The following is a 16,056-nucleotide window of genomic DNA, read 5'->3' as shown; positions in this document are numbered from 1 at the left end:
GCGCGAACAAGGGATTTTTCTTTGGATGCGCCCGTCATTTATTTCACTATTTACTAAAAAAACAGTATGCTTAGACCTGTAAAAAGGAGCATACATGTATCAGGTACTTGCGCGTAAATATCGTCCACGTAATTTTAATGAGCTGGTGGGACAAAATCATGTTTCTCGTGCACTGACCAGTGCCTTAGAGCGTGGCCGTTTACACCATGCCTATCTGTTTACCGGGACTCGTGGGGTCGGGAAAACCACTATTGCGCGTATTTTGGCCAAATGCCTGAACTGTGAAACGGGTGTGACCTCTACGCCGTGTGAAGTTTGTCCGACCTGTAAGGCGGTGAATGAAGGCCGTTTTATTGATTTAATCGAGATTGATGCGGCATCACGTACCAAAGTGGAAGATACCCGCGAACTGCTTGATAATGTGCCGTATGCACCAACGCAAGGCCGCTTTAAAGTCTACCTGATTGACGAAGTGCATATGCTCTCGACGCACTCTTTCAATGCCTTGCTAAAAACGCTGGAAGAACCGCCAGAGCATGTTAAATTCCTGTTTGCCACCACCGATCCTCAAAAGCTCCCGATTACGGTCATTTCACGTTGTCTGCAATTTACCTTGCGTCCTTTGGCAGTAGATGAAATTACCGAGCACTTATCTTCAATTCTCAGCAAAGAGCAGATTCAGGCCGAGCAGGATGCAATCTGGCAAATTGCTGAATCGGCGCAAGGTTCATTACGTGATGCCTTGTCCTTAACCGATCAGGCCATTGCCTATGGTCAGGGTGAAATTCATCATCAGGATGTCAAAGACATGCTGGGGCTGATTGACCGTACCATTATTTATGACCTGATTCTGGCGATTCATCAGAACCAGACTGCGCGCGTGAGCGCACTGTTAATGCAGTTTCGTCAGCAGGCACTGGATGTATCACTGGTGCTGGATCAGCTGATTTCGACTTTGCATGAGCTGGCCTTATTGCAATATCTGCCGGATTTAAGCCTGAAATATAGCGCCGAAATTAACCAGAAAATTACCCAGCTGTCGCAGCGCATTTCGGCTCAGGATTTACAGCTGTATTACCAGATTGCCAGCAAAGGTCGCGCAGATTTACAGCTGGCGGTTACCCAGGAGCAGGGCTTTGAGATGTGCGTGCTGCGTCTGCTGGCTTTCCGTCCCTTACAGCCAAATGAAGTGCCCTTGACGCAGGTCAGCGCACAAAGCAACGCAGTTGCTGCAGCACCGGTAGTCGAGTCAGCTACCGCGCAGCCTGAACCGGTGCATCCCGTTGTTTCAGCTGAGGATGAATTAGAAGCTGAAACTGCTGCTATAAACCCACCCGTTGCTGAACCATCATCAGATGATTTTCTGCAGGATGAAGCGTTAGAGGTTGCTGAAGTTGCATCTCCATCCGAACCAGACCATCCGGTGACTACACCGGCAGAAGCGGCATCTGCGCAGATGATTTTTGATCCGGCGGCAGATGAAGTGCTGTTTGATTTAGATGAAGATGATCGTGCTGATCAGCCGGAAACGCAGGATGAGGCCAGCAGTGATGATTTCCTGTTTGATGAAATTGCCCCTTTACCAGAAACCACTCCTGCGCAGCCGATTCAACAGCCTGCTGAACTTGCAGCACCGGTTTCGTCTGTCGCACAACAGCCTGAGCTGACACATCCACAGGATTCCAGCCCGCAAGACAGTTTATTTGCGCAGCCAGCACCGACGTCATCCGTCAACCAGCCTGTCGTTGCTGCTGTAGACAATACCGCTATTCCACGTGCTGATCAGCGCCTGATGCCGCAAGATATTCTGCAACTGCCGGTGCAGTCCTTAGAGGGCGAATGGAGTGTGGAAAAATGGGAATACTGGTTCCGTAATAGTGATTTATCACCGGCAGTTCAGGAACTGGCCCAACACGGCCTGATGACCGGCCAGATTGAAGCTGAGTCGGTTTTCCATATTCCGGAGCAGTATCAGCAATTGTTAAATTCGCAGTTACAGCATTTAGAAGCAGCGCTGAAACAGCAGTGGCCGAACAGCTTCCTGAAAGTGCAGTATGGACAGGTCACAGAGGTGACACCGTATAGCTTGCAGCAGGAACGTAAAGTACGTGCTTATCAACGCGCCAGTGAGCTGCTGCATCAGGAGCCGCAGGTTAAATCGCTGCTCGAAAGTTTTGATGGCGAATTGCAGAATATCCAGTTGAAATAACCACCGTCAGACCATTTCAACCGTTTATTGAGAACGCAGATAAGGCAACAGGGCATTCCGCATTTCGCTTGGAATCGGGGTGCTTTTACGTTGCTGCGCATCGACAAAAACATGCACCATATGTCCTTGAGCTGAAGCCTGCTGCTGATGCTGCTTGAAAATTGCCAGATCATATTTCAGCGAGCTGTTGCCCAGCGCTGCAATCGCCACACCGACCTCAATCACTTCTGGATAACTCAGCTCGGCTAAAAAGCTGCAGCCAGAGTCTACCACCAGCCCCATAATCTCGGCCTGATGAATATTCAGTCCGGCTTTCTCAATCAGCAGTGCATTGGCGGCGGTATCGAAGTAGCTGTAATACATGACATTATTGACATGACCATACATGTCGTTGTCTGACCAGCGGGTTTGAATCGGTAAAAAGAAGGTATATTGATCGCGGGTTTTGGCTACCGGTTTCATAAAAAGACGTCATCCCTGAATAGATCGAAAATTTATATTTTTTGATTTACCACAACTTTAAATAGCTTCAGCCTTATTGATAAATCGCCTGATAGATGGCCAGCGCATCCTGTTTTTCCATGTCGCGTGGATTATTTTGCAGCAGGCGGGTTTGTAACATGGCATCCTCGGCCAGCTGTTCCAGCATGTTTTCAGGTACATTCAGGGCATTCAGTTTTAAGGTCAGACCACTGCGGTCCAGATAGTTTTGCATGTGGTCAATAAACAGATCACACAAGCCATCTACACAGCCTTTGCTGGATGGGTCGAGCAAGGTCATCAATTCGGCATACTGCTGCTTGGCGGCTGGTGCATTAAATTTCAGCACTTCGGTTAAGACCAGCGCATTGCTGTGCCCATGCGACAAATGAAAATGTCCACCCAGCGGATAGGCCAGTGCATGGACTGCTGCCACCGGTGCATTGGCAAAGGCCTGTCCGGCCAGCATCGAGCCGACCAGCATATTCTGACGGGCTTCCATGTTGTTACCATCTTTTAGCACCAGATGCAGATTCTGGTTCAGCAGTTTAAGTGCCTGAATCGCCAGCATATCGGCATAAAAGTTCTTTTTGTGTTTGGAGGTATAGGCTTCAATGGCATGTACCATTGCATCAATACCGGTGGCGGCCGTAATGTGCGCCGGCAGGTTTTGGGTAAAGTTGGCATCTAAAATGGTGACATCGGCATATAGGGCAGCAGATACAATGCCGGTTTTGGTGGTTTCGCCGGTGGTGACAATGGAAATGGGCGTGACTTCCGAGCCGGTGCCGGCCGTGGTTGGAATCAGAATAAGAGGCAAACGCGGTTTTTGCGCCTGATTGACGCCATACATGTCATGCAGTTGCTGTTTTTGTTCAGGATGGGCCAGCAGGGCAATAATTTTGGCCACATCCAGCGAGCTGCCACCCCCAAAACCAATGACTGTATCTATCTGGTTTTGCCGGGCGAATTCGGCGGCTTCCAGCACAATATGTTCCGGTGGATCGGCCTGTACGCTGGCATAAATGCGGTAATCACATTCGGCAGCTTCGAGAGTTTCCAAAACAGGTGCATGCAATTGTAATTGCACCATTCCCGGATCGGTCACCAGCAGCACACGTTGATTGTTCTGTTCAGTCAGGAGGGCTTTGAGCTGTTGGATGCTGCCCAGTCCGGCAATAATGTTGGGCACAGTCTGGAATTGAAATGGGCTCATACGCTTTATCCTTAATTTTTATACTTAAATCAACATTTATCTATAGTGACAATATAGGATTCATCCTGCAAATAACTTAACATAAGACACTTTAAAAGAAAGCAGTTTTGAGGTTGTTATGTCATCCAGAACGCCATACAAGGTGTTATGTGTCTGTTTGGGCAATATCTGCCGTTCACCTACCGCGGAAGTGGTGTTCAGACATTATTGTGATGCACAGCAACTGAATATCTGGGTCGATTCTGCCGGCACCAGTAATTATCATCCGGGCAAAGCGCCCGATGCGCGCAGCCAGCAACATGCCTTGCAGCGTGGCTATGATTTATCTGCCTTGCGTGCCCGTCAGTTAACTACGCGCGATTTTCTGGATTTTGATCTGATTCTGGCGATGGATCAGGAAAACCTGCAAAATATTCAGCATTTAAAGCGTCATGCGGCCGAAGAATATGGTGCAGAACTGCTACGTGCAAAAGTGGCGCTAATGAGCGAACATGATCCACAATATCCACGTCATGAAGTGCCTGATCCTTATTATGGCGAAGCCGATGGCTTTGAACGCGTGCTGGATCAGTGTGAGTCCAGCGCACAGGCCTGGATCAATATTTTAAAAACAGAATTGGCTTAAATCAGGTTTAAGAATATGAACATTCAACATCAGGTCCAGCTTAAGCCTTTTAATACCTTAAATCTGGCTGCAAATGCGTCTCATTATATTAAGGTACATTCTACCGATGATTTAATTGCGGCCTTAAACTATGCCAAGTTACAGCAGCTGAATGTGCTGATTTTATCGGGCGGCAGTAATATGCTGCTGCCAGAGCAGATTCAGGCGCTGGTGTTACATATGGATATTCAGGGCATTGAATTCCTGAATGAAGATGACAATTTCAGCACCATTCGCGTCGGTGCGGGTCAGGTCTGGCATGATTTTGTGCTCTGGACCACCACGCAGCAGTTATTTGGCCTGCAAAATCTGGCCTTAATTCCCGGTCTGGTCGGTGCATCGCCGGTACAGAATATTGGCGCTTATGGGGTTGAGGTTGGTGAATTTATTGAATCGGTACAGGTTTATGACCGTTATAACGGCCAGTTTAATTCGATTCTGGCCAGTGACTGCCATTTTACCTACCGTCACAGTATTTTCAAAGAAAATCCAAACCGCTATATCATCACCCATGTCACGTTCAAGCTGCGGAAACAGCCGGACTTGAAACTGAATTATGGCGATTTAAAAACCGCTGTGGGTGATGAGCAAACCGCGGAAAACCTGCAACGCCAGGTGATCCAGATCCGTCAAAGTAAACTGCCAGATCCACAGCAATTTCCAAATGTTGGCAGTTTCTTTAAAAATCCGGTGGTGACTGCCGCGGTCTATGAACAGCTGGCGACTCAATTCCCGAACATGCCGCATTATCCGCAACCCGAAGGCCTGGTCAAAGTTGCGGCTGGCTGGCTTATTGATCAGGCCGGCTGGAAAGGGAAACAGCTGGGTATGGTTGGTATGTTTCACAAGCAGGCGCTGGTGCTTGTCAATTATGCCAATGCGACCTTGGCCGATGTTCAGGCAACATATCAGGCAGTACAGCAGGACGTGTACCAAAAATTTGGGATACACTTGGAACCAGAACCGGTGCTGTTTAATGACGCCGGGCTGATTATTCCCCACAATACCTTTTAATCAGGTTAGGCATTTATGAATAGAACTCACTGGATGGTGCGTATCGTACAAATGGCGGCTGTGCTATTTGTGCTGATGGGCTGTCTGGTGGTTTTTATCTATTCGCCGTTTTATTCCAAATTTGTGATTAAAGTGCTGAATACCATTGTGCCGGTGGAGGTCAATGAAGTGGCCGCACAAAGCCAGCAGATGGGTGCACTGACCGATCAGGAAAATCTGGAACCTGGCTCGAATTTGTGGATTGCCCGGCAAGCTTATTTAAAAGTGATGGAAGAAGAGATTCAGGCCAAAAATTCACAGAATCTCACCACCATTCAGGCACGCTATAAAGCCTTGCAGGCTTTAATTCAGGATGAGCAGCGCAGTCAGCAGGAACAAGAGCAGGACAGCACACCGCAAATTCCATTGCTGGCCGATGTTTCCGCATCTGAGGCGCAACTTGCACAGCCTTCACAGCAGTTACAGGATTTATTGGAGTTAGACAGCTCTGAAAATCAGGCCCTGATGGAACAGTATCTGAAATTTTTAAGAACCCATGAAGTGGCAGCGGTTGAAACCGTACCGGTTGATGAAGAAATTTTTCAGGATATCGCACTGATTCAACAACAAAATAGCCAGAAGCCGCAAATAACTTCCCAGCCGTATGCAATTGTGGTTTTGGGCGGCGGTCTAACCTTACATGAAAATCAAAAAGATATTATTGTGAATAACTACACACGACTACGTTTAGAAAAAACCTTAGAAATTGAAAAACAGTATAAATTACCCATTGTGCTGAGCGGTGTTGAAGCACCTTATATGCAGAAATGGCTGGCGGAACGCGGGGTTGAAGCCAACTTGCTGGAAGATCGCAGTATGAACACCTGTGAAAACTCGCGTTTTAGTTCCTTGCTGCTACAGAAAAAAGGCGGCGCACCAACGGTGATTTTAATCACCGATCAATATCACATGCCGCGCACACGCCGTTTGTTTGCCTTAAACGGCATTGAAACCGTGCCGGTGGTCGCGCCAATTCCAACCGAGTTGACCCAATGGCAGCCTAGTGAGCAGAACTATGATCATAGCCGCCGTGCCAATTATGAAATGCTGGCCACCATCCGCGATATGCTGTTTGGTTCGAGCGACTGCCGGGAGGTGCCATAATGCCGAATATCCCGTTTTTAAATCCGAGTGTGCTGAAACAGCTGGATTTACCGGTTCCTAGCCGCGATACCACGCCGCAGGTGCTGGAGCCTTTAAACCTGAACCGGCCTTATGCGCCCACGGTGGATATTCAGGCCTATCGCCAGCTTTACGGTTTTGACAGCTTAGAGTGCGAGCATTGGCAGGGTTATGTGCAAATGCCGCTGTTTAAACTGCATGTGCAGGTATTTCAGCCTAAACTTGAAGTGGGTAAACTGGAAAAAAGCAAAGGCACGGTATTTTTACTGCATGGCTATCTGGAGCACAGCGGTATTTACCAGCCAATTGTCAAAGAAATTCTGGAGCAGGGCTTTAGTGTCTTGACTTATGATTTGCCCGGCCATGGTTTAAGTAATGGCTCACCGGCCAGTATCCAGAATTTTGATCATTACCAGCAGGTATTACATGCCATTTACCAATATGTGCGCAATGCCGATCAATTGCCTAAGCCTTGGCTAGGGGTAGGGCAAAGTACTGGTGGTGCGATCTGGATGCATCATTTACTGGAATTTGCTGAGCGCCGGGAAAATCCGTTTGTCGAGCGGGTGTTGTTATTATCACCTCTCATCCGTCCGGCCAAAAGTGCCTGGTGGCATAATTCGGTGGGCCTCGGAATTATCCGCCGGATTAAACGCGAAGTGCCGCGCCATTTTAGACGCAATAACCATAACCCGGAATTTTTACGTTTTGTGCGCTTAAAAGATCCGTTACAACCACGGATGATGGGCATGGACTGGATTCTGGCCATGTCCAAATGGATGCTGGAAATGGAACAGCGGCCAGCGTGTCGAATTCCGGTGTGGCTGGCCCAAGGCGCGCAGGATCAGACTGTGGACTGGCGTTATAACATCGAGTTTATCCGGCGTAAATTCCGCCTGCAAACCTTGCTGATGCTGGAAGAAGGGTCACATCAACTGATTAATGAGCGCCCGGATATTCGTGCGGCCTTAACCGGTTTGATTCCAGCCTTTTTGCATGCTTCGAATTCCAAGACTTATTATTAAGCTTTCCTCCATTTCATAAAAAAGAGGCGGGTGCCTCTTTTTTAAAATTCTTCCGCTTTGGCCAAATTCCACATGCGAAAATAAAAGTTTTCTTCATCTTTATTTTCACAGCTCAGTAATTCGCCTTCTTTGAGCCAGAAATGCAGCTGGGCATAGTTTTTAATTTCCCGGTCGTTAATTCGCTGCGCCAGATGATGGGCACGAATATCGGCCGGGTGTTTTAAACCGGCTGCCGCAATCATTTCCGACAGGGCATGCATGGTATTTTTATGGAAGTTATAGACCCGTTCTGCTTTGGATGGCACATGCAGCGCTTTTTGACGGTCTTTATCTTGGGTGGCGACACCGACCGGACATTGGTTGGTATGACAGCTTTGCGCCTGAATACAGCCAACGGCAAACATAAAACCACGGGCTGAATTGACCCAGTCTGCGCCTAAGGCAAAGGTACTGGCAATATCAAAGGCACTGATAATTTTACCACTGGCCCCGAGCTTGATTTTGCTGCGCAGGCCGGCACCGACCAGGGTGTTATGCACAAATAGTAAGCCTTCACGCAGCGGCGTACCAATATAGTCACTAAACTCAATCGGGGAGGCACCGGTACCGCCTTCTGAGCCATCCACCACAATAAAGTCAGGCACAATTTTGGTCACCAGCATGGCTTTGACGATACTCATAAATTGCCAGGGCTGACCAATACATAGTTTAAAACCCACCGGTTTACCGCCCGATAAATCGCGTAACTGCTGTAAAAACTGCAGCATTTCAATTGGGGTGCTAAAGCTTGGATGGCGCGAGGGCGATACACAATCGCGGTCACGTGGCACACCACGAATCTGCGAGATTTCTTCTGAAATTTTATGTTTCGGCAAAATACCGCCATGGCCCGGCTTGGCACCTTGAGAGAGTTTGAGTTCAATCATCTTGATATTCGGATTACCGGCCTGACGGGCAAACTTTTCCGGATCAAATAAACCTTCTGCGGTGCGGCAACCAAAGTAGCCACTGGCAATTTGCCAGACAATATCGCCGCCATATTCCAGATGATACGGGCTAAGGCTGCCTTCACCGGTGTCATGATAAAAGCCACCGAGTTTGGCACCTTTATTTAAGGCACGGATGGCATTGGCACTCAGGCTGCCAAAACTCATGGCAGAAATATTTAAAATCGACGCGCTATAAGGCTGGCTGCATTGTTCATTGCCAATATGAATCCGGAAGGTTTTTGGATCAGCCGGTGGACAGGGGCGCAAGGAATGCACAATAAAACGGTAGTCGGCTTCGTACACATCCAAAATCGAGCCAAAGGGTTTATCGGCATTTTCATTTTTGGCACGTTGATAGACCAAACTGCGCTGCATGCGGGAAAAAGGCTGGGCATCCTGATCGGCTTCAATAAAATACTGGCGAATTTCGGGGCGGAAATCTTCAAAAATAAACCGGAAATGACCCATAATCGGGTAGTTTTTCAGAATGGAATGCTTGGTCTGAATGACATCATACAGACCGACCAGACTCAGCAGCGTGGTGATCAGCCAGAGCGAGTTAATTACGCCATCGGACAGAAAATAATAAATATAATGTGGCTCATAAAATAGCCTAAGCCATGTAATGCCCAGCGCAATTAAAATACAGGCAAACCAGACCGAGTGACGGGAGAAAAAAGTATTTAAAAGTTTATGGCGAATGGCTTGGGCTGGACTTGGCATTGTTATGATTTTTCCATTGCGAATTCAATCTTGTATTACTGTGCAGATTCTGAATAGGGCATACAAGTAATGATTTGTGAAATTTGGCAAGGGCTTTAGCACAGCTTAAAAGTGAGCAATAAAATCTATAAAAATTAAAAAATAGCTGCTATGCTGAAATCATAAAAATAACAGTGCTAACACTCTGAAATTCCTTAATTCTAGGGATAGAGAACCGTTTAATAATATCGCTATATTGAAAGTTAAAAGATCGGGGAAGACAGTGGACATTACAGAATCAATATTACCGGCCCCTGTGCTGATTGTGGAAGATGAACCCATGATTCAGTCACGCCTCAGACATATCCTCCTTGAAATGGGCTACAGCAATGACATGCTGATTTTTGTTAGCCATTTAAAAGCAGCATTACAGAAAATTGAAGAACAACCGGTGTCTTTGGCGCTGGTCGATTTGGGGTTGCCAGATGGCAATGGGATTGAACTGATTGAACAGCTTCGGGCCAAAGACAGCAGTGTACTGATTCTGGTGATTTCGGCCTGGAGTACACAAAACAGTCTGTTTTCGGCTATTCAGGCGGGCGCCACCGGTTATGTATTAAAAGAACGCGATGATACTGAAGTGATCATGGCCATCCGCAGTATTTTAAGAGGCGGCGCACCGATTGATCCCTTTATTGCCCGGGAAATACTGTCACAGATTTCAGTACAGAAGCCGCAGGAAATTGCCAAGCCGTTTAAACAGCCCGATGAAGATATTGAACAGCTGACCAACCGTGAACATGAAATTCTAAATCTGGTCGCGCAGGGCCTGAGTAATCGGGAAATTGCCGAGCAGCTGTTTGTGTCGCGGTATACCGTGGAAAGTCATATCAAGCATATTTATCGCAAGCTCTCGGTGAGTAAACGTACCAAGGCAGTCAGTACAGCGCGCTCATTAGGCATTTTATGATCTACAGATTGCTCCAGTTTTGGTGCGGCTGTTGTCTTTATCTTTGTCTATCGAGTGCGTATGCAGAGCAAAGCTATGCCATAGACCCGTATTGTCAGGTTAATATTCAGTCGGTCAGCACCGTACAGACACCGGATATTCATAGCCATCCACATACAGGATGGCAACCTGTGACGTTGCCTGATCGCTGGAGTGAACGCTGGCCGGATTATAACGGTGGGGTGTGGTACAAAATTGTCTGGAACTGGTCCTGTCAGGAACCGGCCGTGCTGGATCAGTCGATTGTATTTTCTATTAATTATTTAAACAGTGCGGGTGCGGTGTTTTTAAACCGCGATTTAATCTGGTCAAACCGGCATCTGGAAGAACCACTCTCCAAAAGCTGGAATATGCCACGCTACTGGATTTTACCGATTAGCGGCCTGCGTCCCGACCAGAATGAAATTTTAGTTTATGTGCGGGGCTATGCCTTTCAATCTGCCGGTCTTGGTGATGTTTCCTTCCATAATGTCTATAACAGTTATACGGAATATCAGCAACAGATCTGGGATCGTCGTACCTTATTTGTGATTAATGCAATTTTATCGGCGACCTTGGGTGTGTTGTGTCTGGTAATCTGGCTGTTTCGGCGTAAAGAAGTCAGTTATGGCTGGTTTGCCTTAAGCTGTTTGCTGTGGCTGTTATTCGTCTCCAATATTATTAGTACAGAAACCTATCCCTTCCCGAATACGCTGATAGCGGCACAGGCCAATATCGCCTTTTTTGTGCTGTATATTCTGTCGTTCATTGTCTATTTGCTACGTTTTGTTGATAAAAAATTTCCGATACTGGAAGAAACCGCTTTTATCTGTTCGGTGGCGGTGATTATGGGCATTTTCGTAACGCCACTCGATTATGCACAAACCGTTTTCGGGCTGGTATTTTTAGGCTATAGCCTGTTATTTTTCGGGGTTTTCCTGTATCTGCTGCGTTTAACCTTCCGCGTGCCGCGGGTGGAAAATATCCTGCTGGTGATCTGTTTAAGCCTGATTATTATCTTTGCCGCTTTAGATATTGCACTTTTGGCTGCACCGTTTGATACCGATTTAAAGCCCTTATCGCCGTATACCTCACCGGTGGTGACGCTGTTTATTGCCTTAATTCTCGGGATTCGCACCACCAAAAGCATGCAGAAAATTGAGCAGTTTAACCAGCAACTTGAATATCGCGTGTTTGAGGTTCGTGAAGACTTAAAACAGAGCATGTCGGAAAAGCATTATCTGGAATTGGAAAATGTGCGTTTGCAGGAGCGGATTCATCTTTCGCATGATTTGCATGATGGCTTGGGTGCTTCGCTGGTACGCTCGATGATTATGGTCGACCAGAGCGAGCAGCCCATGAGTAACCGCCAGTTTCTGTCGATCTTGAAATTGCTACGTGATGATTTGCGGCAAATTATTGACAGTGGTTCCTCAATTGGTGCCAAAGTGCCGGAAACGCCGGTGTTGTGGATTGCGCCGGTGCGACATCGGTTCAGCCAGCTCATGGATGAAGTTGAGATGCGGGCCACCTGGAATATTGCCAGTGAATGGGTGGTGCAACCGACACCGCTGCAATGTCTGAACCTGATGCGGGTGCTGGAAGAAAGTCTGACCAATGTGGTGAAGCACAGTCAGGCCAAGCATGTACAGGTGACGCTAGATTTTCCCGATGAACAGACTTTATGTTTAAGTATTCAGGATGATGGGATTGGTTTTGATACCCATGGGGTGCTCGATCATGGGATGAGTATTGGCGTACGCAGTATGAAGCTGCGTCTGGCGCGGATAGGTGCAGAGTTAAAGGTGAACTCTACACCCGGTTATACTTTAATCAAGGCGATTTTAGTGGTATCACCTCAGGATTAAGCCCTTATTCGGCCTCATCTTCTGTATCTTCGGCAGGCAGCAGCATCAGCACAGAATCATTGAGTAACTGGGCCACATCTTCCAGAATGTCTTCATGGTACAGGTCTTCATTCAGCTCGACGAGTTCACCATCAGCAATCTGCTTCAGTAAAGGCGCAAACTCATCCGAAATATATAAACCTTCACCATTGGCCCAGAACAGCAACTCGCCATCTTCTTCGGTATAGAGCAGGCGTGAAGCCGGTTCTAAAATCAGTTGATAGCCCTGATCTAGCGCATCTTCCAGATCGCCAGTACCAATTTCTTCTGCTTCTGGAATATTGTCCGGATATTTTGGCTCTGACATCAGGCTCATGATGGCATCTTCCAGCACGGTCGAGTTGTGCAGTTGTGCCAGCAATTCGGCTTTTAAATATTCCAGTTCCGGCTGGGTAATTTGTCCAATCGGGCTGATCTGGTCGCGGATCAGATCTTGCAACGGATTTTTTAGCAACTGGTTGTCAGAAAACTTGTCACTGACGCGATCCATCATGTCGCTGATGTTTGGCATACGGAAACCGAAAGAGAAGGTCAGACAGTCATCTTCGGCCACGCCATAGTGCGATAAACCTGGTGGCACGTAAAGCAGGTCACCCGGTGCCAGCACTTCATCAAAATTGACATCCATCTCTGGCAGTAATTTCAGCGGCTGACCTGGAACAAATTCGGTTTCGGCATCACACATCTGGCCCAGTTGCCAGCGGCGATGACCATAGCCTTGCACCAGAAATACATCATAGAAGTCGAAGTGTTTGCCGACCGAACCGCCTTTTGGCGCATATGACACCATAATGTCATCACGGCGCCACTGCGGAATAAACGGGAATTTTTTCCACAGTTCCGCCAGATCAAAAGAGTAGTGATCTACCGCTTGGACCAGCAGCGTCCACAGCTTTGGCATTTTCTGGAAATCGGCTTTTAATAGCGGTGAAGATTTTACAGACCACTGGTTCGGATCACGATCTTTCTGTTTAATTAAGCGGGCGCTGATATTTTCGTCCAGTGCCAGCTCCATGACATCACTCGGCTCAAGAATATTGGCGATTTCAGGCAGGGCATTACGCACCAGCAGCGGTTTTTTTTGCCAATATTCGGCAAGGAATTGTTCAGCGGTGATTCCGCCTAAAACGTCTAAAGGTTGAGACATGTCAAATAACTACAACATAAATTTAGCTGTTATTGTCCCTTGAGTTGTGCGGTGGTGCAAGTGATGAACTTCATCTTAAGGAAATTTAGAAAAGTGGCAGAAGGGAAAAGGTGGCGAAAAAAATGATCAGGACAGGCACCTGATCATTTTGGGTATTGCATTACCGTGTTTAGGGAATCTGCAGATTAAGCTGGCGGAGAATCTGGCACAGCTGAATCATTGGCATACCCATCAAGGTGGTCTGGTCCTGGCCAATCATCTGTTCAAATAGGCTAATCCCCAGACTTTCGCATTTAAAACTGCCGGCACAATGCAGCGGCTGTTCCAGTGCCACATAGCGCTCGATTTCATCCAGGCTCAGTTTACGGAATTTGACCTTATAGTGTTCAACCAGGGTCTGTTCAAAGCCGCTGGATTTTTGCTGTACGCTTAATGCGGTACTAAAGTAGACAATTTTGTCCGAGTTGGCCTGCAGCTGGCGAATGGCTTTTTCCGGGCTTAAGGGCTTGCCAATAAAAATATCGGGCGCACCTTCACGCCACGCCACCTGATCGGAGCCAATCACAATGGCTTCAGGATATTGCTCGGCAATACTCTGGGCTTTTTCAAAAGCCAGCCGTTTGGCCAGATCATCGGCATGGCTTTCACCTTGCGGTGATTCATCAATGTCGGGTGTCATACACTGATAGTCGAGCTTTAAACGGTCCATCAGTTCTTTACGGGTCTGGCTGCTGGACGCCAGAATAATCGGACGCTTCATTAGACAGCATATTCCATCAAAATATCTAAGGGAACGTAAGACAGTACCGCCTGATGGCAGGCCTGAATTTTTACGGGTGGTGCTTTACCGGCCTGATAGGCTTCAACCCAGCGGGTCACACAAATACACCAGAAATCACCCGGTTTTAAGCCCGGAAATTCGACTTCAGGCAACGGTGTGATCAGGTCATTGCCAATTTTCTGGGAAAAGTTCAGAAATTCCGAGGTCATTTGTGCACAAACAGTGTGCTGGCCCAGATCCGTGGGCGCCGTATGGCAAAAGCCATTACGAAAATAGCCGGTAATCGGGTCAAAACAGCAGCTGGCCAAAGGCTCGCCTAAAACATTTAAACGGTTCAGGGTTGGATCTGGATGTATAGACATAGGCATAAAAATTATCAGGTCTGTTTTTTTCCTATCATAACAAAACTTTGGCAATCGTTAGCTTTTCTGCAAAAGAAGCTAACCTTTTTCTGCATAATCATTTAGAATCTTGGCGATTTTAATATCTAAAAAGTGAGCTATACATGAATTTTCAGCGTATGACTGACCTCGACCTGGCACAAAAGCGTGTTCTGATCCGCGAAGACTTAAACGTGCCGGTGAAAAATGGTGTGATTACCAGCGATGCGCGTTTACGTGCTGCCTTACCGACAATTAAAGCGGCTTTGGAAAAAGGCGCAGCCGTAATGGTGTATTCTCACCTGGGTCGTCCTGTTGAAGGTGAACCTAAAGCTGAACAATCACTTGCGCCTGTCGCAGCTTACCTGACCGAAGCACTGGGCCAGGAAGTCAAATTATTGACTGACTACCTGGATGGTGTAGAGGTAGAAGCAGGTCAAGTGGTGCTACTTGAAAACTGCCGCTTTAACGTGGGTGAAAAGAAAAACAATCCTGAGCTGGCAGCAAAATATGCAGCGCTGTGTGATGTATTCGTAATGGATGCCTTTGGTACTGCGCACCGTGCAGAAGCATCAACCGAAGGTGTGGCGCGTCTTGCTAAAGTGGCAGCAGCAGGTCCTTTACTGGCTGCTGAACTGGATGCACTTGGCCGTGCACTGCAAACACCAGAAAAACCAATGGTGGCCATTGTTGCCGGCTCTAAAGTATCCACCAAGCTGGATGTATTGACATCACTGTCTGACATTTGCGACCAGTTGATTGTGGGTGGTGGTATTGCCAATACTTTCCTGGCTGCTGCGGGTTACAACGTGGGTAAATCACTGTGTGAAAATGATTTGATCGACACAGCCAAAGCCATTGCTGCCAAAGTATCTGTACCACTTCCAACGGATGTGGTAGTTGCTGATGCGTCTGAAATCAACTTTGATGACTTCTTGGGTTCACTGGCAGCTGCCAAAGCAACCGTGAAAAAAGTAGAAGATGTGGCAGACAACGACATGATTCTGGATGTCGGTCCAGAAACAGCAAAAGTATTTGCTGAGATCTTGAAAACTTCTAAAACCATTCTCTGGAATGGCCCAGTTGGCGTATTCGAAGTGGATCAGTTCGGTGAAGGGACTAAAGCCCTGTCTTTAGCGATTGCTGAATCAGAAGGCTTCTCAATTGCAGGTGGTGGTGACACCTTGGCTGCCATCGACAAATATGAAGTTACAGACAAAATTGGTTATATCTCTACAGGTGGCGGTGCTTTCCTTGAGTTTGTAGAAGGTAAGACCTTACCAGCAGTTGCCGTATTGCTAGAACGTGCTTAATTCGCACACGCTTGCAAGATGACAAAAGGTTGACCTCGGTCAGCCTTTTTTATGCACTTCATTTTTTAGTCATAAAACTG

Annotated in this window: 14 protein-coding genes; 8 read left to right on the top strand and 6 right to left on the bottom strand. The window is 47.3% G+C overall.

Going from position 1 to position 16,056, the window contains the following annotated elements:
* Positions 1 to 94 precede the first annotated feature (94 nt).
* A complete protein-coding gene (gene dnaX / locus FTT89_RS11180) occupies positions 95 to 2,209 on the top strand; it encodes a DNA polymerase III subunit gamma/tau (RefSeq protein ID WP_180108516.1) in 2,115 nt (704 codons plus the stop codon).
* Between the two features lie 24 nt (positions 2,210 to 2,233).
* On the opposite strand, the gene FTT89_RS11175 is transcribed toward dnaX, so the two are convergent.
* Both FTT89_RS11175 and FTT89_RS11170 read right to left on the bottom strand, forming a co-directional pair.
* Positions 2,234 to 2,671, bottom strand: coding sequence for a thioesterase family protein (locus tag FTT89_RS11175; RefSeq protein WP_075166843.1), 438 nt, complete (start codon positions 2,669 to 2,671; stop codon positions 2,234 to 2,236).
* A gap of 73 nt (positions 2,672 to 2,744) precedes the next feature.
* Positions 2,745 to 3,905 (bottom strand): iron-containing alcohol dehydrogenase, encoded by a 1,161-nt coding sequence (locus tag FTT89_RS11170; protein WP_005178603.1) that lies wholly within the window; start codon positions 3,903 to 3,905, stop codon positions 2,745 to 2,747.
* 118 nt (positions 3,906 to 4,023) lie between these two features.
* Between FTT89_RS11170 and FTT89_RS11165 the strand changes: the two genes are divergently transcribed.
* The 4 genes from FTT89_RS11165 to FTT89_RS11150 are packed head-to-tail and all read left to right on the top strand — an operon-like array spanning position 4,024 to position 7,769.
* Entirely contained in the window at positions 4,024 to 4,530 is a 507-nt protein-coding gene (locus FTT89_RS11165) for a low molecular weight protein-tyrosine-phosphatase (RefSeq protein WP_005178601.1), read from the top strand.
* A gap of 15 nt (positions 4,531 to 4,545) precedes the next feature.
* Positions 4,546 to 5,583 (top strand): UDP-N-acetylmuramate dehydrogenase, encoded by a 1,038-nt coding sequence (gene murB / locus FTT89_RS11160; protein ID WP_180108517.1) that lies wholly within the window; start codon positions 4,546 to 4,548, stop codon positions 5,581 to 5,583.
* Positions 5,584 to 5,598: 15 nt separating this feature from the next.
* A complete protein-coding gene (locus FTT89_RS11155) occupies positions 5,599 to 6,726 on the top strand; it encodes a YdcF family protein (RefSeq protein ID WP_127798850.1) in 1,128 nt (375 codons plus the stop codon).
* Positions 6,726 to 7,769 carry an alpha/beta hydrolase gene (locus tag FTT89_RS11150; RefSeq protein WP_168398689.1) on the top strand — a complete coding sequence of 348 codons (1,044 nt, stop codon included), beginning with the start codon at positions 6,726 to 6,728 and terminating at the stop codon, positions 7,767 to 7,769. The genes FTT89_RS11155 and FTT89_RS11150 overlap by 1 nt, the downstream gene beginning before the upstream one ends.
* A 41-nt stretch (positions 7,770 to 7,810) precedes the next feature.
* Here the strand turns inward: FTT89_RS11150 and FTT89_RS11145 are convergent, their stop codons facing one another.
* Complete coding sequence (locus tag FTT89_RS11145) at positions 7,811 to 9,481, bottom strand: FMN-binding glutamate synthase family protein (RefSeq protein WP_005178590.1); 1,671 nt, start codon at positions 9,479 to 9,481, stop codon at positions 7,811 to 7,813.
* A 262-nt stretch (positions 9,482 to 9,743) separates the two neighbouring features.
* Here FTT89_RS11145 and FTT89_RS11140 point away from each other — a divergent pair, with 262 nt between their 5' ends.
* Together FTT89_RS11140 and FTT89_RS11135 are read left to right on the top strand one after the other, a co-directional pair.
* Entirely contained in the window at positions 9,744 to 10,430 is a 687-nt protein-coding gene (locus FTT89_RS11140; RefSeq protein WP_016659055.1) for a response regulator transcription factor, read from the top strand.
* Positions 10,427 to 12,316, top strand: a complete 1,890-nt coding sequence (locus tag FTT89_RS11135; RefSeq protein ID WP_257227453.1) for an ATP-binding protein — start codon at positions 10,427 to 10,429, stop codon at positions 12,314 to 12,316. Before FTT89_RS11140 ends, FTT89_RS11135 begins: the two co-directional genes overlap by 4 nt.
* A gap of 4 nt (positions 12,317 to 12,320) precedes the next feature.
* On the opposite strand, the gene FTT89_RS11130 is transcribed toward FTT89_RS11135, so the two are convergent.
* From FTT89_RS11130 to FTT89_RS11120, 3 genes are all read right to left on the bottom strand, one after another.
* A complete protein-coding gene (locus FTT89_RS11130) occupies positions 12,321 to 13,502 on the bottom strand; it encodes a cupin domain-containing protein (protein WP_075166836.1) in 1,182 nt (393 codons plus the stop codon).
* Positions 13,503 to 13,671: 169 nt separating this feature from the next.
* On the bottom strand, positions 13,672 to 14,262 hold the full coding sequence (locus tag FTT89_RS11125) for a nucleoside triphosphate pyrophosphatase (protein WP_045795448.1): 591 nt from the start codon (positions 14,260 to 14,262) through the stop codon (positions 13,672 to 13,674).
* Positions 14,262 to 14,645 (bottom strand): DUF2237 family protein, encoded by a 384-nt coding sequence (locus tag FTT89_RS11120; protein ID WP_034597805.1) that lies wholly within the window; start codon positions 14,643 to 14,645, stop codon positions 14,262 to 14,264. Before FTT89_RS11120 ends, FTT89_RS11125 begins: the two co-directional genes overlap by 1 nt.
* A gap of 143 nt (positions 14,646 to 14,788) precedes the next feature.
* Here FTT89_RS11120 and FTT89_RS11115 point away from each other — a divergent pair, with 143 nt between their 5' ends.
* Positions 14,789 to 15,976 carry a phosphoglycerate kinase gene (locus FTT89_RS11115; RefSeq protein ID WP_180061757.1) on the top strand — a complete coding sequence of 396 codons (1,188 nt, stop codon included), beginning with the start codon at positions 14,789 to 14,791 and terminating at the stop codon, positions 15,974 to 15,976.
* Positions 15,977 to 16,056 lie beyond the last annotated feature (80 nt).

This window comes from Acinetobacter sp. YH01025, assembly GCF_013420185.1.
Lineage (GTDB): Bacteria > Pseudomonadota > Gammaproteobacteria > Pseudomonadales > Moraxellaceae > Acinetobacter > Acinetobacter indicus.
Note: the sequence above shows the minus strand (reverse complement) of the source record. Positions and strands in the feature narration are given on the sequence as shown.